The organism is Mycobacterium sp. WMMD1722 (assembly GCF_049315205.1).
Lineage (GTDB): Bacteria > Actinomycetota > Actinomycetes > Mycobacteriales > Mycobacteriaceae > Mycobacterium.
Window position 1 is genome coordinate 2,182,292 of the sequence record NZ_CP186056.1, and the last position, 21,061, is coordinate 2,203,352.

Annotated in this window: 20 protein-coding genes; 16 read left to right on the plus strand and 4 right to left on the minus strand. The window is 68.2% G+C overall.

Annotation, left to right across the window (positions count from 1 at the left end):
- Position 1: 1 nt before the first annotated feature.
- The gene (locus ACN27E_RS10370; RefSeq protein ID WP_422748789.1) at positions 2–646 is read right to left on the minus strand and encodes a class I SAM-dependent methyltransferase; all 645 of its coding nucleotides are present in this window, start codon (positions 644–646) and stop codon (positions 2–4) included.
- 94 nt (positions 647–740) lie between these two features.
- Between ACN27E_RS10370 and ACN27E_RS10375 the strand changes: the two genes are divergently transcribed.
- The 16 genes from ACN27E_RS10375 (at position 741) to nuoN (ending at position 17,324) form a co-directional block, all read left to right on the plus strand.
- Positions 741–1,283 (plus strand): YceI family protein, encoded by a 543-nt coding sequence (locus ACN27E_RS10375; protein ID WP_422748791.1) that lies wholly within the window; start codon positions 741–743, stop codon positions 1,281–1,283.
- A gap of 40 nt (positions 1,284–1,323) precedes the next feature.
- On the plus strand, positions 1,324–1,725 hold the full coding sequence (locus ACN27E_RS10380) for a hypothetical protein (RefSeq protein ID WP_422748793.1): 402 nt from the start codon (positions 1,324–1,326) through the stop codon (positions 1,723–1,725).
- 174 nt (positions 1,726–1,899) lie between these two features.
- Positions 1,900–2,274 carry an NADH-quinone oxidoreductase subunit A gene (locus ACN27E_RS10385; RefSeq protein ID WP_422748795.1) on the plus strand — a complete coding sequence of 125 codons (375 nt, stop codon included), beginning with the start codon at positions 1,900–1,902 and terminating at the stop codon, positions 2,272–2,274.
- Positions 2,265–2,819, plus strand: coding sequence for a NuoB/complex I 20 kDa subunit family protein (locus ACN27E_RS10390; protein WP_422748797.1), 555 nt, complete (start codon positions 2,265–2,267; stop codon positions 2,817–2,819). The genes ACN27E_RS10385 and ACN27E_RS10390 overlap by 10 nt, the downstream gene beginning before the upstream one ends.
- A 5-nt stretch (positions 2,820–2,824) precedes the next feature.
- A complete protein-coding gene (locus ACN27E_RS10395; RefSeq protein ID WP_422749792.1) occupies positions 2,825–3,505 on the plus strand; it encodes an NADH-quinone oxidoreductase subunit C in 681 nt (226 codons plus the stop codon).
- The gene (gene nuoD / locus ACN27E_RS10400; protein ID WP_422748799.1) at positions 3,505–4,806 is read left to right on the plus strand and encodes an NADH dehydrogenase (quinone) subunit D; all 1,302 of its coding nucleotides are present in this window, start codon (positions 3,505–3,507) and stop codon (positions 4,804–4,806) included. Before ACN27E_RS10395 ends, nuoD begins: the two co-directional genes overlap by 1 nt.
- A complete protein-coding gene (gene nuoE / locus ACN27E_RS10405) occupies positions 4,806–5,687 on the plus strand; it encodes an NADH-quinone oxidoreductase subunit NuoE (protein ID WP_422748800.1) in 882 nt (293 codons plus the stop codon). The genes nuoD and nuoE overlap by 1 nt, the downstream gene beginning before the upstream one ends.
- On the plus strand, positions 5,684–7,000 hold the full coding sequence (nuoF, locus tag ACN27E_RS10410) for an NADH-quinone oxidoreductase subunit NuoF (protein WP_422748801.1): 1,317 nt from the start codon (positions 5,684–5,686) through the stop codon (positions 6,998–7,000). Before nuoE ends, nuoF begins: the two co-directional genes overlap by 4 nt.
- A complete protein-coding gene (locus ACN27E_RS10415) occupies positions 7,000–9,387 on the plus strand; it encodes an NADH-quinone oxidoreductase subunit G (protein WP_422748803.1) in 2,388 nt (795 codons plus the stop codon). Before nuoF ends, ACN27E_RS10415 begins: the two co-directional genes overlap by 1 nt.
- Positions 9,384–10,628, plus strand: a complete 1,245-nt coding sequence (nuoH, locus tag ACN27E_RS10420; protein WP_422748805.1) for an NADH-quinone oxidoreductase subunit NuoH — start codon at positions 9,384–9,386, stop codon at positions 10,626–10,628. Before ACN27E_RS10415 ends, nuoH begins: the two co-directional genes overlap by 4 nt.
- Positions 10,621–11,145 (plus strand): NADH-quinone oxidoreductase subunit NuoI, encoded by a 525-nt coding sequence (nuoI, locus tag ACN27E_RS10425; RefSeq protein WP_422748807.1) that lies wholly within the window; start codon positions 10,621–10,623, stop codon positions 11,143–11,145. The genes nuoH and nuoI overlap by 8 nt, the downstream gene beginning before the upstream one ends.
- Positions 11,146–11,153: 8 nt before the next feature.
- Positions 11,154–11,942 (plus strand): NADH-quinone oxidoreductase subunit J, encoded by a 789-nt coding sequence (locus ACN27E_RS10430; protein ID WP_422749793.1) that lies wholly within the window; start codon positions 11,154–11,156, stop codon positions 11,940–11,942.
- Positions 11,939–12,238, plus strand: coding sequence for an NADH-quinone oxidoreductase subunit NuoK (nuoK, locus tag ACN27E_RS10435; protein WP_422748809.1), 300 nt, complete (start codon positions 11,939–11,941; stop codon positions 12,236–12,238). The genes ACN27E_RS10430 and nuoK overlap by 4 nt, the downstream gene beginning before the upstream one ends.
- A 63-nt stretch (positions 12,239–12,301) precedes the next feature.
- Entirely contained in the window at positions 12,302–14,182 is a 1,881-nt protein-coding gene (nuoL, locus tag ACN27E_RS10440) for an NADH-quinone oxidoreductase subunit L (RefSeq protein ID WP_422748811.1), read from the plus strand.
- Entirely contained in the window at positions 14,176–15,753 is a 1,578-nt protein-coding gene (locus tag ACN27E_RS10445; protein WP_422748813.1) for an NADH-quinone oxidoreductase subunit M, read from the plus strand. Before nuoL ends, ACN27E_RS10445 begins: the two co-directional genes overlap by 7 nt.
- Positions 15,750–17,324 carry an NADH-quinone oxidoreductase subunit NuoN gene (gene nuoN / locus ACN27E_RS10450; protein ID WP_422748815.1) on the plus strand — a complete coding sequence of 525 codons (1,575 nt, stop codon included), beginning with the start codon at positions 15,750–15,752 and terminating at the stop codon, positions 17,322–17,324. Before ACN27E_RS10445 ends, nuoN begins: the two co-directional genes overlap by 4 nt.
- 52 nt (positions 17,325–17,376) lie before the next feature.
- Here nuoN and ACN27E_RS10455 read toward each other — a convergent pair whose 3' ends face one another.
- From ACN27E_RS10455 to ACN27E_RS10465, 3 genes are all read right to left on the minus strand, one after another.
- On the minus strand, positions 17,377–18,189 hold the full coding sequence (locus ACN27E_RS10455) for an ABC transporter ATP-binding protein (RefSeq protein WP_422748817.1): 813 nt from the start codon (positions 18,187–18,189) through the stop codon (positions 17,377–17,379).
- Positions 18,190–18,330: 141 nt separating this feature from the next.
- On the minus strand, positions 18,331–20,109 hold the full coding sequence (locus ACN27E_RS10460) for a PecA family PE domain-processing aspartic protease (protein WP_422748819.1): 1,779 nt from the start codon (positions 20,107–20,109) through the stop codon (positions 18,331–18,333).
- 308 nt (positions 20,110–20,417) lie between these two features.
- Complete coding sequence (locus ACN27E_RS10465; RefSeq protein ID WP_422748821.1) at positions 20,418–21,020, minus strand: TetR/AcrR family transcriptional regulator; 603 nt, start codon at positions 21,018–21,020, stop codon at positions 20,418–20,420.
- Between the last annotated feature and the right edge of the window lie 41 nt (positions 21,021–21,061).

Below are 21,061 nucleotides of genomic sequence, written 5' to 3' on the forward strand. Positions count from 1 at the left end.
GTCAGAGCCGGCGGATGCGCGCCAGCCAGGCCGGCTCTTCCACCCGCGAGCCCACCGGCAGATCCAGCGCCTCGGCGTGTGCGGGTCCGACGACTCCGAGGTACGTCGTCACCGAGAGGGATTCGATGTCCCAGCCCTCGGTGAACGCGTCGCGGATGTCGGCCTCGCTGACCTGCGGACCGAAGCCCCGCCCGGCGTCCGACAGCGCCAGCAGGTGCACCGTCGCGCCCGGCCGGCAGACCCCGCCCAAACTCGCGACGTACCGCTTCCTGTCCCCCGCATCGAAGACGTGGAAGAGGGCGGAATCGATGACGGTGTCGAAGCGGGGACCGGCCGGAAGCGCAAGCGCGTCGGCCGCCTCGAAGCGGGCGTCCGATCCCCTGGCCGCGGCGTTGCGCCGGGCCAGTTCCACCGCATGCGGCGCGAAGTCGACACCGAGCACGTCATAGCCGAGCCCGGCGAGCAGGATGGTGTGCTCACCGGCACCGCAGCCGACATCGAGGACGGCGCCGCGGATCGCTGCGTGTCGTTGCAGTTCGACGATCGCGGGCTGCGGTTGCCCGATCACCCACGGCGGGCTGCCGTCGGCGTACGCCTGGTCGAAACGGGTCTGTGACGGTGTGGAGAAGGGGGGTGTCTGGCTCATGACCGCATCCTGTTACCTCAAGCGCCATTGAGGTCAACCCCGTCTGCTGCCATGCTGGACCGGGAGGTCACATGAACAGGGACCGGGAGGTCTTATGAGCAGGGACGGCGATGTGGTTCACGACCCGGCCTTGGCCGGCGACTACCGGTTGGCGAGGGAGGCTTCGAGCATCAGCTTCTCCAACAAGACGTTCTGGGGGGCGCTGACGGTCAACGGCAGCTTCACCGACTTCGACGGCGGGGGGAGCAGGGGCGCCGACGGTGCGGTCACCGGGCAGGTTGTCATCCGTACCTCCTCGCTGACCACCGGGAGCCGCAAACGTGACGAGCACCTGCGCTCGGCCGACTTCTTCGCTGTCACCGAGTACCCCGAGATCAAGGCGGTGGTGACGGGGGCGCGGCCGGCCGCCGACTCTTCCCTGGAACTGCAGGCGACGCTCACGGTGAAGGACCGCACGCAGCCCATCGTCCTGCCTGCCGACGTCAGCGTCGTCGACGGGCGCACCGTGCAGGTGCGTACCCGGATCAGCGTAGAACGCGAAACATTCGGCGTGACCGGCAATCTCATCGGCATGGTCGGCGCCACCACCACGCTGGTCGGCCGGCTCGTCTTCCGGCGCGCCGACTCCCCCACCTGAATACGCCCATCGGGAGATCGGTAGCCAGTAGCATCGGCGCATGGCCACCTCGGCGCGCCCGCTGCGGGTCCTGGTCTACAGCGACAACCCGAGGACCCGCGAGGCGGTCCGGTTGGCGCTGGGCCGCCGCGTGCATCCCGAGCTGCCCGATCTCGATTACCTCGATGTCGCCACCGCCCCCATGGTGATCGCCCAGATGGACGCCGGCGGGTTCGATCTGGCCATCCTCGACGGGGAGGCGGCACCGGCCGGCGGCATGGGCGTCGCCAAACAACTCAAGGACGAGATCGACGACTGCCCACCCATCCTGGTGTTGACCGGCCGGCCCGACGATGCCTGGTTGGCCACCTGGTCACGGGCCGAGGCGGCTGTCCCGCACCCGATCGACCCGATCCGGCTGGGCGAGGCGGTCGTAAGGTTGCTGCGCACTCCCGTCCAATAGCACCCGCGCACCAAACAGGCTGGCGCTGAGCGTCGTTGGTGTGCGCCGAACGCGCGTCCACGGCGAACTCGGGGACACCTCGGATCCTACGCAAATGTGTGGCACAGATCGCAAACACGGCTAGGGTGTGGGTTAGCTCACATCGTCAGCCACCGAGGGAGCGATCTGGCCGCTATGGACCTGTACACCCCGATTCTGCTTCTCGGTGCCATCGCGGCGGTCTTCGCGGTCGTCTCGGTGGTCATCGCGGTGGTGGTCGGGCCGACGCGGTACAACCGCGCCAAGGTCGAGGCCTACGAGTGCGGTATCGAACCGTTGTCGCCTACCGGCGCCAACGCCGCCGCCACCGGGCAGCGGTTCCCGATCAAGTACTACCTGACCGCGATGTTGTTCATCGTCTTCGACATCGAGATCGTCTTCCTCTACCCGTGGGCGGTGGCCTTCGACAGCCTCGGCCTGTTCGCCCTCGTCGAGATGCTGCTGTTCATGCTGACGGTCTTCGTGGCATACGCCTACGTATGGCGCCGGGGAGGCCTCAATTGGGACTAGAGGAGAAGCTGCCCGGCGGGATCCTGCTGTCCACCGTGGAGAAGGTGGCGGGCTACGTCCGCGCCGGGTCACTGTGGCCTGCAACGTTCGGCCTGGCGTGCTGTGCGATCGAGATGATGGCCACGGCCGGACCGCGATTCGACATCTCCCGGTTCGGTATGGAGCGGTTCTCCGCCACACCGCGGCAGGCCGACCTGATGATCGTGGCCGGTCGCGTCAGCCAGAAGATGGCCCCGGTGCTGCGGCAGATCTACGACCAGATGGCAGAACCCAAATGGGTTCTCGCGATGGGGGTTTGCGCATCGTCGGGGGGCATGTTCAACAACTACGCCATCGTGCAGGGCGTCGACCATGTCGTCCCCGTGGACATCTATCTGCCGGGCTGCCCGCCGCGGCCCGAGATGCTTCTGCACGCGATCATCAAACTGCACGAGAAAATCCAGGAGATGCCCCTCGGTGTGCACCGCGAGGCAGCAGTTCGGGCCGCCGAGCAAGCGGCCCTGTCGATCCCTCCGACGATCGAACTGAAAGGTCTGCTGAGGTGACCGACATGGCGAACCCGCCGGTCGACGACGGCGGCGAGGTGATCGGCGTGCGCCGCGGGATGTTCGGCGCCCGCGGGTCGGGTGACACGTCGGGATACGGGCGACTGGTCAAGCCGGTCGCCTTGCCGGGCAGCTCCGCCCGCCCGTACGGCGGCTATTTCGACGAGGTGGTCGACGCGCTCGCCGCGGCGCTCGGCGAGCAGGCCTACGATGCCTCCGTCGAACGCGTCGTGGTCCATCGCGGCCAACTGACCCTCGAGGTGCACCGCGACCGTCTGCCGGAGGTGGCACGCACCCTGCGCGACGAGCCCGCACTGCGATTCGAACTCTGCCTGGGTGTCAGCGGAGTCCACTATCCCGAGGACACCGGCCGTGAACTACACGCGGTCTATCCACTGATGTCGATCACCCACAACCGCCGGATCCAGCTGGAAGTGGCCGCGCCCGATTCCGATTCGCATATCCCGTCACTGTTCACCGTGTATCCGACCACCGACTGGCACGAACGCGAGACCTACGACTTCTTCGGCATCGTGTTCGACGGTCACCCCGCCCTCACCCGTATCGAGATGCCCGACGACTGGGTCGGACATCCGCAACGCAAGGACTATCCGCTCGGCGGCATTCCCGTCGAGTACCACGGGGCGCAGATTCCCCCACCCAGCGAGCGGAGGTCGTACAGCTGATGAGCGACGCCCGCGAAACCGTGGTGGTGGTCGGCGGTGAGGACTGGGATCAGGTGGTGGCCGCCGCCGAACAGGCCCAGGCGGGTGAACGCATCGTCGTCAACATGGGACCCCAGCACCCCTCCACCCACGGGGTGCTGCGACTGATCCTCGAGATCGAAGGTGAGACGATCACCGAAGCACGTTGCGGCATCGGTTATCTGCACACCGGTATCGAGAAGAACCTCGAATACCGCAACTGGACTCAGGGCGTCACGTTCGTCACCCGGATGGACTATCTGTCCCCCTTCTTCAACGAGACCGTGTACTGCCTCGGTGTCGAGCAGCTGCTCGACGTGACCGACGCTGTTCCCGCGCGCGCCAACGTCATCCGCGTCATGCTGATGGAGCTCAACCGGATCTCGTCGCATCTGGTGGCGCTGGCGACCGGCGGCATGGAACTCGGCGCCATGAGCGCCATGTTCTACGGCTTCCGCGAACGGGAACAGATCCTGTCGGTGTTCGAATTGATCACCGGACTGCGGATGAACCATGCCTATATCCGCCCCGGCGGGCTCGCCGCCGACCTGCCCGACGACGCTGTGCCGCGCATCCGCGAACTGCTCGACCTGCTGCCCACACGTCTGCGCGATCTCGAGGACCTGCTCAACGAGAACTACATCTGGAAGGCGCGTACGCAAGGGGTCGGATATCTCGACCTGGCCGGGTGTATGGCGCTGGGCATCACCGGCCCGGTGTTGCGCTCCACCGGGCTGCCCCACGATTTGAGGCGCGCGCAACCCTATTGCGGCTACGAGGATTACGAGTTCGACGTCATCACCGACGACGGCTGCGACGCCTACGGCCGGTATCTGATCCGGGTCAAGGAGATGCGCGAGTCGCTCAAGATCGTCGAACAGTGCCTCGATCGCCTCCGTCCGGGCCCGGTCATGATCGAGGACCGGAAGTTGGCCTGGCCGGCCGATCTCGAGCTCGGACCCGACGGGCTGGGCAACTCCCCCCGGCACATCGCGCGCATCATGGGTCAGTCCATGGAAGGCCTGATCCACCACTTCAAGCTGGTCACCGAGGGAATCCGGGTGCCGGCCGGCCAGGTCTACGTGGCGGTCGAGTCCCCCCGCGGTGAACTCGGTGTGCACATGGTCTCCGATGGTGGGACCCGGCCGTATCGCGTGCACTACCGGGATCCGTCGTTCACCAATCTGCAGGCGGTGGCGGCCATGTGCGAAGGCGGGATGGTGGCCGACGCCATCTCCGCGGTCGCCTCCATCGATCCCGTCATGGGCGGGGTGGACCGCTAGTGACCGACACCCGCAACCCGCCGGGCACACCGGTCTTCGTGAGCCTCGGGCAACGTCCGGACGAGGCCGGTCCGCCCATCGGTGGGCCGGCGGCCTACCCGGCTGAGGTGTCCTCGCGGCTGGCCGGCGACGCCGAACGCATCATCGCCCGTTATCCGCATCCGCGGTCGGCGCTGCTGCCGCTGCTGCACCTCGTGCAGTCCGAGGACGGCTGCCTCACCGCGGCCGGCATCGCGTTCTGCGCAGATCGGCTGGGGCTCACCGCCGCCGAGGTCAGCGCGGTGGCGACGTTCTACTCGATGTACCGCCGCACCCCGACCGGCGACTACCTGGTCGGCGTCTGCACGAACACCCTGTGCGCGGTGCTGGGCGGCGATGCCATCCTCGAGACCCTGGAGGGCCATCTGGGGATGCGGGCAGGCGGCACCACCGAGGACGGGAAGGTGACCCTCGAGCACATCGAGTGCAACGCGGCCTGCGACTACGCGCCGGTGATCATGGTGAACTGGGAGTTCTTCGACAACCAGACACCCGGTTCGGCCCGCGACCTGGTCGACGCACTGCGCGCCGGTACCCCGCCGGAACCCACGCGTGGTGCGCCGCTGACGGGATTCCGGGACACCGCGAGAACCCTGGCAGGGCTGGCGGATCCGCGGGCGACCTCCGGCACGGACCGCGTCGGCGACGCCACCCTGACCGGGTTGCGCTTCGCCCAGGAGCACGCGATGTCCGCCCCGGCGCCCGAGGCACAGCACGGCAACATCCCCGACAATGCCTCGGCTGCAGCGGAATCGGCCGACTCCACCCGCGACGAGCCGGCACCGGCGCCGGAGGCGTCGGTGCCGGCCGAACCGACCGACGGGAAGGAGCCGGCCCCGTGACCGCACTGACACCCGTGCTGAGCCGGTTCTGGGACGACCCCGAGCCGTGGTCGTTGCAGACCTACCTGCGCCACGACGGATACCGCGCGCTCGAGCGGGCGCTGGCGATGGGCCCCGACGACGTCATCGCGACCGTCAAGGAGTCCGGTCTACGGGGACGCGGGGGCGCCGGCTTCCCGACCGGAACGAAGTGGTCGTTCATCCCGCAAGGCGACGACGGGCCCGGCGCCAAACCGCATTACCTCGTCGTGAACGCCGACGAGTCGGAACCCGGTACGTGCAAGGACATTCCGCTGCTTCTGACGACACCGCACTTTCTCGTCGAAGGGGTGATCATCGCCGCCTACGCGATCCGGGCCCAGCACGCGTTCATCTACGTGCGCGGTGAGGTGGTGCCGGTGCTGCGCCGGTTGCAGGCCGCCGTCGCGGAAGCCTACGACGCCGGCTATCTCGGCACCGACATCCTGGGCTCGGGCTTCGATCTGGATCTGATCGTGCACGCCGGAGCGGGCGCCTACATCTGCGGCGAGGAGACCGCGCTGCTGGATTCACTGGAGGGTAGGCGCGGCCAGCCTCGACTGCGCCCGCCGTTCCCCGCGGTGGCCGGTCTGTATGCGTGCCCGACGGTGGTCAACAACGTGGAGTCCATCGCCAGCGTTCCCCCGGTGCTGCTCAACGGCGTGGACTGGTTCCGTTCGATGGGTTCGGAGAAGTCGCCGGGCTTCACGCTGTACTCGCTGTCCGGACACGTCACCCGGCCCGGCCAGTACGAGGCGCCGCTGGGCATCACCCTGCGCGAACTCCTCGACTACGCCGGCGGTGTCCGCGCGGGCCACAGCCTGAAATTCTGGACACCGGGCGGGTCCTCGACGCCGCTGCTGACCGCCGAACACCTCGACGTCCCCCTCGATTACGAGGGGATGGCGTCGGCCGGGTCGATGCTGGGCACCAAGGCGCTGCAGATCTTCGACGACACCACCTGCGTGGTGCGCGCGGTGCGTCGCTGGACCCAGTTCTACGCCCACGAGTCGTGCGGCAAGTGCACCCCCTGTCGGGAGGGCACCTACTGGCTGGCGCAGATCTACGCCCGGCTGGAAGGCGGCGAGGCGACCGAGGCCGACGTCGACAAACTGCTCGACATCTCCGACACCATCCTGGGGAAGTCGTTCTGCGCGTTGGGCGATGGTGCGGCCAGCCCGATCATCTCCTCGATCAGGTACTTCCGCGACGAGTACCTCGAACATCTGCGCGGCGGGTGCCCCTTCGACCCGCATGCCTCGACGGTGATGGCCGGACTGGAAGTGGGGGTCTGATGACGCTGATCGATCCCGCGCACGACACGACGCCGGTGGAGATGGTCGATCTGACCATCGACGGTTCCCCCGTCAGCGTCCCGAAGGGCACGCTGGTGATCCGGGCGGCCGAGCTGATGGGCATCCAGATCCCCCGGTTCTGCGATCACCCGCTGCTCGATCCGGTCGGAGCCTGCCGTCAGTGTCTGGTGGAGGTGGAGGGTCAGCGCAAACCGATGGCGTCCTGCACGACGACGGTGAGTCCGGACATGGTGGTGCGGACGCAGTTCACCTCCGAGGCGGCGGACAAGGCCCAGCGCGGCGTGATGGAGCTGCTGCTGATCAATCATCCGCTGGACTGCCCGGTCTGCGACAAGGGCGGTGAATGTCCGTTGCAGAACCAGGCGATGTCCAACGGCCGCGCCGAGACCCGCTTCACCGACGTCAAGCGCACGTTTCCCAAACCGATCAACATCAGCGCCCAGGTGCTGCTCGACCGGGAACGCTGTGTGCTGTGTGCCCGCTGCACCCGCTTCTCCCAGCAGATCGCCGGCGATCCGTTCATCGAACTGCTCGAACGCGGCGCCCTGCAACAGGTCGGGATCGCCCCCGGCGAACCCTTCCAGTCCTATTTCTCGGGCAACACCGTGCAGATCTGCCCGGTCGGCGCGCTGACCGGCACGGCATACCGGTTCCGCGCCCGGCCCTTCGACCTGGTGTCCAGCCCCAGCGTGTGTGAACACTGCGCGTCGGGCTGCGCCCAGCGCACCGATCATCGGCGGGGAAAGGTGTTGCGCCGCCTGGCCGGCGACGACCCTCAGGTCAACGAGGAGTGGAACTGCGACAAGGGCCGGTGGGCATTCACCTACACCTCCGTCGGCGACCGGATCACCACTCCGCACGTCCGCGACGAGGACGGCACGCTGCGGCCGGCCTCGTGGTCGGAGGCGCTGGCCGTGGCCGCCGCCGGTCTGGCCGCCGCGGACCGCCGCGCCGGGGTCGTCGTCGGCGGCCGCGCGACCGTCGAAGACGCTTACGCCTACGCGAAATTCGCCCGGCTGGTGCTCGACACCAACGACGTCGACTTCCGGGTACGCGCCCACAGCGCCGAGGAGACCGACTTCCTCGGCACGTACGTGGCCGGGCGCCCCATGATGGTGACCTACGCCGATCTGGAAGCCGCGCCGGCGGTCCTGCTGGCCGGCTTGGAACCGGAAGAGGAATCGCCCATCGTGTTCCTGCGGCTGCGTAAAGCGGTCCGCAGGAACGGGGTACAGCTCCTCTCGATCGCGCCGTTCGCCGATCGCGGACTGACCAAACTCGGCGGGCGACTGGTGGCCGCCGCCCCCGGCGAGGAGGCCGCCGCCCTCACCGGGCTCGCCGACGACGAGCTGCTGAACGCTCCCGGTGCGGTGATCCTCGTCGGCGAACGCTTGGCGGCCGCACCCGGCGCCTTGACCGCCGCGGCCCGGCTGTCCGCCGCCACGGGCGCCCGGTTGGCCTGGATCCCACGCCGGGCGGGCGAACGCGGCGCGGTCGAGGCCGGCGCCCTGCCCACCCTGCTTCCCGGCGGCCGTCCCGTCGCCGACGCCGCCGCCCGGATGCACACCGCCGCGGCGTGGCACACCGGCGAGCTGCCCACCACCGCGGGCCGGGATACCGCCGCCATCGTCGAGGCGGCCCGCAGCGGCGAGCTGAAAGCACTGGTGCTCGGCGGCGTGGAGATCTTCGATCTGCCCGATCCCGACGCCACGCTCGCCGCCCTGGACGCCGTCCCGTTCGTCGTCAGCCTCGAGATCCGCCAGAGTGCGGTGACAGCCGCGGCGGACGTGGTGTTCCCCGTCGCCCCGGTCGCCGAGAAGGCCGGCGCATTCCTGGATTGGGAGGGCCGGCTGCGGCGGTTCGCACCGGCATTGCAGAGCAACGCGATTCCCGACCTGCGGGTGCTGAACTTCCTGGCCGACGAGATGGGGGTCGACCTCGCACTGCCCACCGCGCAGGCCGCCGGCGACGAACTCGCCCGCCTGGGGATGTGGAACGGTCCGCGTACCGAGCCGGCCGTCGAGGCGGCACCGTCGCAGGCACCGCAACCGGGTCAGGCAGTGCTGACCGGGTGGCGCCTGCTGCTCGACGCGGGCCGGCTCCAGGACGGCGAACCGCACCTCGCGGGGACCGCGAAGCCGGCGGTGGCCCGGTTGTCAGCGGCCACCGCACTCGAGATCGGCGTCGAGGAAGGCGATCCGGTGACCGTGTCGACCGACCGCGGGGAGATCACCGCACCGCTGCTGATCACCGAGATGCCCGACCGGGTCGTCTGGCTGCCCCTCAATACGCCCGGTTCGCAGGTACACCGGCAGCTCAACGTGACCGCGGGCGCCACCGTGTCCATCCGGCGAGGCGCCCCGTGACTCATCCGGACCCCACCCTGTTCGGCCACGACCCGTGGTGGTTGATGTTGGCCAAGGCCGTCGCGGTGTTCGTCTTCCTGCTGCTGACGGTCCTCGCCGCGATCCTCATCGAACGAAAAGTGCTGGGCCGCATGCAGATGCGGTTTGGTCCGAACCGCGTCGGGCCCAAGGGGCTGCTGCAGTCCCTCGCCGACGGCATCAAGCTCGCCCTCAAGGAGGGCATCCAGCCGGCCGGGGTGGACCGCCCGATCTATCTGCTGGCACCGGTCATCGCGGTGATTCCGGCGTTCCTGGCCTTCGCCGTGATCCCGATGGGTGGTGCGGTGTCGGTGTTCGGTCACCGGACCGCGCTGCAATTGACCGACCTGGCCGTTGCGGTGCTCTACATCCTCGCGGTCACCTCGATCGGCGTCTACGGCATCGTGCTCGCCGGCTGGGCCTCGGGCTCGACCTATCCACTGCTGGGTGGTCTGCGATCGAGCGCCCAGGTGGTGTCCTACGAGATCGCGATGGCGCTGTCGTTCGCCACGGTGTTCCTGTACGCCGGCACGATGTCGACGTCGGGAATCGTTGCCGCACAGAACCAGACCTGGTTCGTGTTCCTCCTGCTGCCGTCGTTCCTGATCTATGTCACCTCGATGGTGGGCGAGACCAACCGGGCGCCCTTCGACCTGCCCGAGGCCGAGGGTGAACTCGTCGGCGGATTCCACACCGAGTACTCATCGCTGAAATTCGCGATGTTCATGCTCGCCGAATACGTCAACATGACCACGGTCTCGGCCCTGGCCACCACCATGTTCCTCGGCGGGTGGCATGCGCCGTGGCCGATCAGCCTGTGGGACGGCGCCAACACCGGCTGGTGGCCGCTGCTGTGGTTCACCGGCAAGGTGTGGGCGTTCCTGTTCCTCTACATCTGGCTGCGAGGCACGCTGCCACGCCTGCGCTACGACCAGTTCATGGCCATCGGCTGGAAGGTCCTCATCCCGGTATCGCTGGCCTGGATCATGATCGTCGCGACCGCGCACAGCCTGCGCGCCCACGGCGCCGACGGGTGGGCCACCGCCATGGTGATCGCCGGAACGCTGATCGCGCTGGCACTCGCCGCCGTCCTGTGGCGCAGCCTGCGCTTCCGCGCCGACCGCTTCCTCCCCGGTGCCCCGGCGGCGGCAGCGTCCTTCCCGGTGCCCCCGCTGCCGGAGCGCACCACCACGACAAAGCCCAGGGAGACCACCGATGCCTAAGCTGTGGGACGCGCTGGCCGGATTCGCCGTCACCTTCGGCACGATGTTCAAGAAGCCCATCACCGAGGAGTATCCGGAGAAGCCGGGCCCGGTGGCGCCGCGCTATCACGGTCGCCACCAACTCAACCGGTACGCCGACGGACTCGAGAAGTGCATCGGCTGTGAGCTGTGTGCGTGGGCCTGTCCGGCCGATGCGATCTACGTCGAGGGGGCCGACAACGCCGAGGGTGAGCGCTACTCCCCCGGTGAGCGCTACGGCCGCGTCTACCAGATCAACTATCTGCGCTGTATCGGCTGCGGACTGTGCATCGAGGCCTGTCCCACCCGGGCGCTGACCATGACCAACGACTACGAGATGGCCGACGACAATCGCGCCGATCTCATCTGGGGCAAGGACAAACTGCTCGCCCCCCTGCGCGAGGGGATGGCGGCGCCCCCGCATCCGATGGCCCCCGGCAGCACCGACGACGACTACTACCTCGGCCGCATCACCCCGATCGCCCAGGACGCACCGTGAATCCGGACATGGCGATCCTCGCCGCCGAGGGTGCACGCACCTCCACGTCGGAGGCGGTGGTGTTCTGGATCCTCGGCGCGATCGCCCTGCTCGGCGCCGTCGGTGTCGTCGCCGCCCCGAAAGCGGTGTACTCCGCGGTGTTCCTGGCCTCGACGATGATTGCGCTGGCAGTGCTCTACATCGCCCAGGAGGCGCTGTTCCTCGGCGTGGTGCAGGTCGTCGTCTACACCGGCGCGGTGATGATGCTGTTCCTGTTCGTGCTCATGCTCATCGGGGTCGACCTCTCCGAAGCACTCACCGAGACACTGCACGGTCAACGGCCCGCCGCTATCGCCGCCGGCATCGGGCTGGGGGTCCTGTTGATCGCCGGCATCGGCAACGTCTCCGTGGCCGGGTTCCGCGGGCTACCGGAGCCGTCGGGCCAATCCGCAAGCTCCTTGGCCGAGTCCAACGGCTCCGGCAATGTCGAGGCCCTGGCCGCACTGTTGTTCACCCGCTACCTCTGGGCGTTCGAGCTGACCGGTGCCCTGCTGATCACCGCGGCGCTGGGCGCGATGGTGCTGGCCCACCGCGAACGGTTCGACCGCCGGAAAACACAGCGCGAGCTGGCGATCGAGCGCTTCGCCGAAGGCGGCCACCCCACCCCGATGCCCAATCCCGGTGTCTACGCACGGCACAACGCCGTCGACGTTCCTGCCCGTCTGCCCGACGGCAGCGCCTCACCGCTGTCGGTGAGCGGCATCCTGCAGGCGCGGGACATCCCCGGCTCGACAGACGGCAGGAACGCAGACCGGTGAACCCCGACAACTACCTGTACCTGTCGGCGCTGCTGTTCACCATCGGCGCTTCCGGAGTCCTGTTACGGCGCAACGCCATCGTGATGTTCATGTGCGTCGAACTGATGCTCAACGCGGCCAACCTCGCGTTCGTCGCGTTCTCCCGCATGCACGGCCACCTCGACGGTCAGGTCGTCGCGTTCTTCACCATGGTGGTGGCCGCCTGCGAGGTGGTGGTCGGCCTGGCCATCATCATGACCATCTACCGGACCCGCCGCTCGGCCTCGGTCGACGACGCCAGCCTCCTGAGGCACTGATGAGCGCTTGCGCGAAGAAGAGACAGCACTGATGAGCGCTTGCGCGAAGAAGAGACAGCACTGATGAGCGCTGTATGGCCGCTGATCGCGCTCCCCCTGTTGGGCGCGGTGATCCTGCTGCTGGCAGGCCGGCGATCGGACCGCTGGGGCCATCTGCTCGGAACCGCCTGTGCGCTCGGATCTTTCGCGGTGGCCGCAGTGCTGTTCGCCGGGATGCTCGGTCGGTCCGCCGAAGAGCGCGCCGTGCACGAGACGCTGTTCTCCTGGGTCCCGGTGGCCGAGTTGCAGGTCGACTTCGGGCTGCAGCTCGACCAGCTGTCGGTGTGCTTCGCGCTGCTCATCACCGGGGTCGGATCCCTGATCCACATCTACTCGATCGGATACATGAAAGAGGACGCCGGTCGGCGACGCTTCTTCGCCTACCTCAACCTCTTCCTGGCGGCGATGCTGCTGCTGGTCCTGGCCGACAACTATCTCGGGCTGTATGTCGGGTGGGAGGGTGTCGGCCTGGCGTCGTATCTGCTGATCGGCTTCTGGTCCCACAAGCCGTCGGCCGCGACCGCCGCCAAGAAGGCCTTCGTGGTAAACCGGGTCGGCGACATGGGGCTGGCGATCGCGCTGATGGTCATGTTCGCCACCGTCGGATCGGTGTCGTTCGCCGGGGTGTTCGGCGCCGCGCCACAATTGGGCGAGGGCACACTGACCGCGATCGGTCTGCTGCTGCTCCTCGGCGCCTGCGGCAAATCCGCTCAGGTGCCTCTGCAGTCGTGGCTCGGGGACGCCATGGAGGGTCCCACACCGGTGTCGGCGCTCATCCATGCCGCCACGATGGTCACCGCCGGGGTGTACCTGATCGTGCGGTCCGGCCCGCTGTTCGATCTGGCGCCGAACGCCAGGCTCGGTGTCGTGGTTGTCGGCACCGTCACCCTGCTGTTCGGGGCGATCATCGGCTGCGCGAAGGACGACATCAAGAAGGCACTCGCCGCCTCGACCATGAGTCAGATCGGTTACATGGTGCTCGCCGCCGGATTGGGCCCCGCCGGTTACGCCTTCGCCATCATGCATCTGCTGACCCATGGATTCTTCAAGGCCGGGCTGTTCCTCGGCGCGGGGTCGGTGATGCACGCCATGAACGACGAGGTCGACATGCGTCGCTACGGCGGGCTGCGCAAGGCCCTGCCCGTCACGTTCGCCACCTTCGGTCTCGGCTATCTGGCGATCATCGGGGTGCCGCCGCTGGCCGGCTTCTTCTCCAAGGACGGCATCATCGAGGCCGCGCTGAACGCCGGTGGTTTCACCGGCTGGATCCTCGGCGGGGCAGCGATTCTCGGGGCCGGGCTCACCGCCTTCTACATGACCCGCGTCATGCTGATGACGTTCTTCGGGGACAAGCGCTGGGAGCCGACCGCCCATCCCCACGAGGCACCGGCGGTGATGACCGTGCCGATGATCCTGCTGGCCGTCGGCTCGGTGTTCTCCGGTGGGCTGCTGGCGATCAACGGCACGCTGTCGCACTGGCTGGAGCCCGTCGTCGGGGTCCATGAGGAAGCCGCCCATGCAGTCCCGGTGGTCGTCGCCACCGCGGTGATCCTCGCGGTCGTCGCGGTCGGCGTCGGTGTCGCCTACCGGATGTACGCGCGGCGCGAGGTGCCCACCGAGGTACCCGCGGGTTCAGCCGTCACGGTGGCCGCCCGCCGCGACCTCTACGGCGACGCCCTCAACGAGCGGGTGTTCATGCGGCCCGGGCAGGCGTTGACGGCGTGGACGGTGCGCGTCGACGACACCGCCGTCGACGGTGCCGCGACCGGGCTCGCCGCCGCCGTCGCCGGAATGTCGAACCGATTGCGCGGGTGGCAGACCGGCTTTGCGCGTAACTACGCGTTGTCCATGCTCGGCGGCGCGACGCTGGTCGTCGCGGTGATCCTGGCGGTGAATCTGTGGTGACGTCGGTGCCGTGGCTCAGTGTGCTGTGGGCTGCTCCGCTGGTGGGTGCGGGGCTGGTGATGCTGCTTCCTGCCACGCGCCGCGTGCTGGCGAAGTGGACGGCGCTGGTGGTGGCGCTGCTGGCGCTGGCCGTCACCGCCGTGGTCGCCGTCGGTTTCGATCCTGCCGGCGAGCAGTATCAGTTCGTCGAATCACGCCGCTGGATACCGTCTTTCGGCACCGGCTACATCCTCGGCGTCGACGGTATCGCGCTGGCTCTGGTGGTGCTGACCGCGGTGCTCGTTCCGCTGCTGATCATCGCCGGCTGGAATGACGCCGACCGCGCGACCGGCCGGTCGGTGCACACGTATCTCGCGCTGACCCTCGTCGTCGAGGGCATGGTCTTCATGTCTCTGGTGGCCCTCGACGTGCTGCTGTTCTACGTCTTCTTCGAGGCCATGCTGATCCCGATGTACTTCCTGATCGGCGGCTTCGGATCAGGTTCGGCGCCGGAGCGCTCGAAGGCGGCGGTGAAATTCCTGCTCTACAACCTCATCGGTGGCCTGGTCATGCTCGCCGCCGTCATCGGCCTGTACGTGACGACGGCGGGCAGCGATGCATTCGCCGCCGGGACCTTCGACTTCCGCGCGATCGTGGCCGCGGTCTCGACCGGTGGCTTCGTGGTCGACCCCGCGGTGCTGAACCTGATGTTCCTGGGATTCATGTTCGCCTTCGCAGTCAAGGCGCCGCTGTGGCCGCTGCACCGATGGTTGCCCGACGCCGCGGTCGAGGCGACCCCGGCCAGCGCAGTGCTGATGATGGCGGTGATGGACAAGGTCGGCACGTTCGGGATGCTGCGCTACTGCCTACAGCTGTTCCCCGACGCCGCAACGCTGTTCCGTCCCGTCGTCATCGTGCTCGCGGTCGTCGGGATCGTGTACGGCGCGGTGGTGGCGATCGGTCAGACCGACGTCATGCGGCTCATCGCCTACACCTCGATCTCGCACTTCGGATTCATCATCCTGGGCATCTTCGTGATGACCAGCCAGGGCCAGACCGGGTCCACGCTGTACATGGTGAACCACGGCATCTCGACCGCGGCGCTGTTCCTCATCGCCGGTTTTCTGGTGTCGCGCCGGGGTTCTCGGCTCATCGCCGCGTACGGCGGGGTGCAGAAGGTCGCCCCGGTGCTGGCGGGCACCTTCCTCGTCGCCGGGCTGGCGACCCTGTCGCTGCCCGGCCTGGCGCCGTTCGTCAGCGAGTTCCTCGTGCTCATCGGCACCTTCACCCGGTATCCGCTGCTCGCCGTGATCGCGACCACCGCCCTGGTGCTGTCGGCGATCTACGTGCTGTGGCTGTACCAGCGGGTGATGACCGGACCGGTGCCCGACGACCTGGCCGACGGCCCCGGCCGGATGCGTGATCTGGTGCCGCGCGAGCTCGTGGTCGTCACGCCGTTGATCGCACTGCTGCTCTTCCTCGGCGTCTATCCCAAACCGGTGCTCGATGTGATCGATCCGGCCGTCGGTCACACGCTGACCACGATCGATCAGCAGGATCCGACACCCACCGCGGAGGGAGCAGTCCGATGACCCCCACTCCGTCGGTCGAATACGGTCTGCTCTCCCCGATGCTGATCGTCCTGGGTGCAGCCGTGCTGGGCGTGCTGATCGAGGCGTTCGCCCCGCGCCGCAGCCGCTACGCCGCCCAGGTCACCCTCGCGCTCGCCGCGTCGCTCACCGCGCTGGTCGCGGTGGTCCTGGTGGCCCGCGACCTGGCCGGTGGGCCGGGGCGGTCGGCGGTCGGCGGATCGGTCGCCATCGACCTGCCCGCGCTGTTTCTCCAGGGCACCGTCCTGGTGGTGGCAGTGCTGGGCATCCTGCTGATGGCCGAGCGGCAGCTCGCTTCCGGCGGCGAGACGATCGCCGGAGCAAAGGGATTGGACGCCTTCACCCCGCAAGGCTCGGCGGTCGCGGGCAGTGTCGCCGAATTGCAGGCCACCAGGGCGGCCGTCATGCAGACGGAGATCTTCCCGTTGACGATGTTCGCCGTCGGCGGGATGTTGCTGTTCCCCGCGTCCGACGATCTGCTGACGATGTTCATCGCCCTCGAGGTGCTGTCGCTGCCGCTGTATCTGTTGTGTGGGCTCGCCCGCAGGCGGCGACTGCTCTCGCAGGAGGCGGCGCTGAAGTACTTCCTGCTCGGCGCGTTCTCCTCGGCGTTCTTCCTCTACGGCGCCGCGATGCTTTACGGCTATGCGGGCACGTTGGATCTGCGCGGGATCGCCGCCGCGGTCGCCGACGGCTCCGGCAAGACGTCGCTGGCATTGATCGGGGCCGCCCTGGTGCTCGTCGGTGTGCTGTTCAAGGTCGGGGCGGTGCCGTTCCACGCGTGGATCCCCGACGTCTACCAGGGCGCGCCCACGCCGGTGACGGCGTTCATGGCCGCGGCCACCAAGATCGCCGCATTCGGAGCGATACTGCGGATCTGCTACGTCGCGCTGCCCGAGCTGCGGGCCGACTGGCGTCCGGTGCTGTGGGTGGTGGCGATCGCGACCATGGTGGTCGGCACCGTCACCGCCGTCACCCAGAGCGACGTGAAACGGATGCTGGCGTATTCGGCTGTCGCACATTCGGGTTTCATTCTCACCGGCGTCATCGCCGAGAACCGGCCCGGACTGTCCTCGACGCTGTTCTATCTGTTTGCCTACGGTTTCAGCACCGTCGGTGCGTTCGCCGTCGTCGGTCTGGTCCGCGACGCGAACGGTGACGAGGCGAAGGGGCTGGCGCAATGGGCCGGGCTGGGCCGGCGGTATCCGCTCGTCGGCGCGGTGTTCGCGCTGTTCCTGCTGGCATTCGCGGGAATTCCGCTGACCAGTGGATTCGTCAGCAAGTTCGCGGTGTTCAAAGCGGCCGGTGAGGGCGGGGCGATCCCGCTGGTGGTCGTCGGCGTACTCGCCAGCGCGATCGCCGCCTATTTCTACGTGCGCGTGATCGTCCTGATGTTCTTCACCGAAGAGCCGCCGGATGCGCCGGCCGTGGTGGTGCCCAGCGGATTGACCACCGCGGCGATCACCGTCACCGCCGCGGTGACGTTGGCTCTCGGCGCGCTGCCGCAGCCCCTGCTCGACCTGGCCGACAGCGCCGACCAGTTCCTGCGCTGACCTCATCTCGCCATGGAATACCGCCGCGGATGCAGGCCATTCGCGTAACGGCTCAGCCCGCTCGCCCGTCGGCCTGGGCGAACCAGCGGCCGTTGTTCATGGCGATCGTGATGGGGTGGTCGAAGCACGCGCTGATGGCCTCGGAGGTCAGCACGTCCGGCGCGGCACCCTGGGCGAGCACCCGGCCGTCGCGGAGCAACAGTGCATGGGTGGTGCTCGCCGGGATCTCCTCGATGTGGTGGGTGACCAGGACTGAGGCCAGATCCGGGTCGGCTGCACGCAGCCCGTCGATGGCGGCGAGGAGTTGCTCGCGCGCGGCGAGATCCAGTCCGGTGGCCGGTTCGTCGAGGATCAGCAACTTCGGCTCGCCGATCAGGGCACGGGCGATCAGGGTGCGTCCCCGCTCCCCCTGCGAAAGCACCTGCCACAGTGAGCCGCCCCGGTCGGCGAGGCCCAGCGACGCCAGCAGGTCGTCGGCGCGCTCGACCTGTGCGGCAGTCGGGGCCCATCGCGGTACGAAATCGGGGGTGTTGGTCAGCCCCGTGAGGGTGACCTCACGGGCAGTCAACGGGGTGTCGACCCGATGGCGCGGGTTCACATGACCGATGTGCGTGCGCAATTCCCGCATGTCGACGCGTCCCAATCGGCGCCCCAGGACGTCGACGGTCCCCGAGCTCGGATGGGCGACCGCGCCGAAGAGGCTGAGCAGTGTGCTCTTACCGGCTCCGTTGGGCCCGAGGAACACCCAGCCTTCTCCGGCGTCGATGACGACCGAGATGTGGGCCAGCAGATGCCGGCCGCCACGAACGAAGCCGACATCGTCGGCCCGCAGCAATACCGGTCGCGCCGCCGTGGTTTCACACACCCGGCGACCCTACGCGGGGCGGGCCCGTGACGACTCCGGGTGGTGGACCGGAGCGCCACGGGCCCGCTGAGGACAACGATGCGCCGCTGCTCTGCAGAGATCCTTGACGGATTCTTGCTCAGCGCGTTCGCGGCGTGCCGGTTACCACCGGGTGATGGCGGGGACCGGTACGTCCTCGTCGAGATCGCGTGAACCGGACCCCACGCGGGGATAGTCGAAGACGGTTCGACTGTAGAGAGAGGTGAAATCGATGTAGACCGGGCCGAGGGCGAACGGCGTGAAGCCCGTGTTGAACGCACCGTCGTCGCTCGGCGGATCGAGATTGGGGGTGTTGACCTCCGTGGTCCGGTAGGTGTAGAGCAGGGTCTCACCGTCTTCGGTGTAGACCGAGATCTCGGTACCCGCGGGGAGGTTTTCCAGGCCGTCCACCGCGTCCAGGCTCTCCGGGAAGTTGCCCAGGATGCCGCCCGAATCGATGACCGAGGGAGTAACCTCCGCGGGCAGACCGCCGACCCTGAGCAGGAGGTCGGGACGCGTTCCCTGGACCGAGGCGCGCTCCGGCAACGGGTTGGCGCCGAGGACGAGGAGTTCGTTCTCCTCGTCCAGGAACAGACCACGGCCGAGCAGTCCGGGCAGCGCGTTGACCGGCGACGTCTTCAGCGGGCCACCCGCATCCGGTCCGATCCCCAGAATCCCGACATATCCGCCGTTCTTGTTGTAGTCGGCGAAACCGTCGACGGACCGTGTGCTGACGATTCCGACCGGCGTCGGTGCGGACACGATGCCGTCACCGAAGTCGACGGTGGTCACGTAAACGTCGTAGTCGTAGGTGAAGCCTCCGCCACCGTATCCGCTCGTACCGGAATCGATCGGCTCGCCGAGACCCTCGGGGCCGACGTACCGCGGATCGATGATGAGGCCGAAGGAACCGGTGTCGACGAGCACCGGCACCCGCCCGCCGCCGTTGACGGAAATGTAGATGGTGGGCTCGGTCGCCACCGAATTGCCGTTGGTGTTGAGCTGAACCGGGATGGCCGAATAGACCAGCCCGTTGCGACGAGCATCCCCGAGCAGGTCCACCACCTCGGACAGCTCTTCGCCGGCGCCGAATTGCCGCAGACCGGGGACCAGCGCGGCCGCCTGTTCGATGGCGTCCTGCGCCACCGAGGGCAGCGAATTGTTCAGTCCCAGCGCCAAACCCGCCAGGTCATGCGCAATAGGGACGCCCTCGGTGTCGGCGTATAGCGATTGGTGTTGGCTGTTGGTGGTGCGCCAATGGTTCAGCGACCACTGAGCCTGGGCGATCAGCACCTGCGGCGCCACCGAAGCCACCCCGGCGAAGACATCACCCCGGCCCCAGGTCTGTCTGAACAGCAGATTCTGCGCCTCGGACAATTGCTGCAACGCCAGGCCCACCGGGTCGGCGGGCATCATCTCGGCTTCCGTCTCGGCTGCGGTCTCGGCCCGATCGTCCGGCGAATCAGTGCTCCGGGCGGCCACCGTCGCGGCAGCGTGTGACGGTGGGTGCGCGTCGTCGTCTCCGGACGACGGAGCGTCCTGGCGCATCGAGACACCCCCACGCAGTGCGGTTCTGGCGTCCGACGGTCGTGACGGGCGCGCCACCTCATCGCGATCGGGGTCGGCGGAGACGGAAACCGCTGCGGACCGGCGGCCGGGGCGTTCGACCGGCGAGGCCTGCGCGGCGTGGCGTGCGGTGACCCCGGCTGGCCGGTCGCCGGCCGAGGAGGAGCGCGCCGGCGCGCTGTCGCGCTGCACACTGCTCGCCGAGGTGCTCGCCGAGGTCACACCGCCGCCATCCTCGCCCGGCGCGGCATGCGCCGACGCCGCGCAGTAGAGGCAGGCACCGGTGGCGATCGCCGATCCGGCGAGCACGGAACCGGCCCACAATCGCATCTTCATGTCTTCCAACCACTTTCTTCTCGTGTTCAGCCATCGCCAATTGCACCGCGGGTACGAACGGTCCCGCCGTGTCCGATCAGATTTGTTGCCTCAGAAGAGAAGAGGGGAGATTCCGGTATTGCACGGCAGCATCAACTCTGCATCCCTTCGATCGGCATCAAAGAGACGGCACCCGACAGGAACCGATGAGGGTCCGACGTCCGGCCACCACTGCCGCACTCCGAACGCAATTTACCGCCTCGCCAGAGTTCTGTCAGGACAAGCGTCCCAGTTGCTTTGGGCGTGCCGCATTCGTCCGACGCGGCGGGTCAGGCCCCCACCCCGCGGGCGACGATGGCACTGGTCTGGTCCACCCACCCGTCGTCGAGCGGGAGCCCGGGCCACAGCAGCATCCGCAACATCGTGGCGCCACCGATGACCTCGATCAGCCGATCCGGATCGACGTCGGAGTGCACCTCACCGCGGGTCACCGCGTCGGCGAGCCGGGTCCGCACCGCGGCGAACACGCCGGTGAAGCGCTCCATCACCCGAATGTTCAGGTCCGCGTCATCGGCCATATCGGCGAGCAGACCGGGCAACGCCGCCCGGACCACCGGGCTGGTGAACACGTCACGCGTCGCAGCGATCATCGCCCGCACATCGGCGGAGATGTCGCCCGCCGGTGCGGACAGGGCCGTCGGGGCGGCCGGGAACGCGGCCTCGTGGACGAGTTCGGCCTTGCTCGACCAGCGGCGGTAGAGGGCGGTCTTCGTGGTGCCCGCCCGTTGCGCGACAGCGGCCATGGTCAGATTCGAATAGCCGATTTCCACAAGCAGATCCGCCGCGGCCCGCAGTATGGCAGCGTCGATACGCGGATCGCGGGGCCGTCCCGCGGCCGGGGCCTTGTCAACGGGTGACGGGTCTGATTTCATATCGCTACTCACCGTATCGTAATTGCGGCCGAAGGATGATC

Bases quoted from the DNA above. Each gene is read 5' to 3' on its own strand.
- ACN27E_RS10370 (WP_422748789.1), bottom strand. From the start codon at position 646: ATGAGCCAGACACCCCCCTTCTCCACACCGTCACAGACCCGTTTCGAC.
- ACN27E_RS10375 (WP_422748791.1), top strand. From the start codon at position 741: ATGAGCAGGGACGGCGATGTGGTTCACGACCCGGCCTTGGCCGGCGAC.
- ACN27E_RS10380 (WP_422748793.1), top strand. From the start codon at position 1,324: ATGGCCACCTCGGCGCGCCCGCTGCGGGTCCTGGTCTACAGCGACAAC.
- ACN27E_RS10385 (WP_422748795.1), top strand. From the start codon at position 1,900: ATGGACCTGTACACCCCGATTCTGCTTCTCGGTGCCATCGCGGCGGTC.
- ACN27E_RS10395 (WP_422749792.1), top strand. From the start codon at position 2,825: ATGGCGAACCCGCCGGTCGACGACGGCGGCGAGGTGATCGGCGTGCGC.
- nuoD (WP_422748799.1), top strand. From the start codon at position 3,505: ATGAGCGACGCCCGCGAAACCGTGGTGGTGGTCGGCGGTGAGGACTGG.
- ACN27E_RS10415 (WP_422748803.1), top strand. From the start codon at position 7,000: ATGACGCTGATCGATCCCGCGCACGACACGACGCCGGTGGAGATGGTC.
- nuoI (WP_422748807.1), top strand. From the start codon at position 10,621: ATGCCTAAGCTGTGGGACGCGCTGGCCGGATTCGCCGTCACCTTCGGC.
- ACN27E_RS10430 (WP_422749793.1), top strand. From the start codon at position 11,154: ATGGCGATCCTCGCCGCCGAGGGTGCACGCACCTCCACGTCGGAGGCG.
- nuoL (WP_422748811.1), top strand. From the start codon at position 12,302: ATGAGCGCTGTATGGCCGCTGATCGCGCTCCCCCTGTTGGGCGCGGTG.
- nuoN (WP_422748815.1), top strand. From the start codon at position 15,750: ATGACCCCCACTCCGTCGGTCGAATACGGTCTGCTCTCCCCGATGCTG.
- ACN27E_RS10460 (WP_422748819.1), bottom strand. From the start codon at position 20,109: ATGAAGATGCGATTGTGGGCCGGTTCCGTGCTCGCCGGATCGGCGATC.
- ACN27E_RS10465 (WP_422748821.1), bottom strand. From the start codon at position 21,020: ATGAAATCAGACCCGTCACCCGTTGACAAGGCCCCGGCCGCGGGACGG.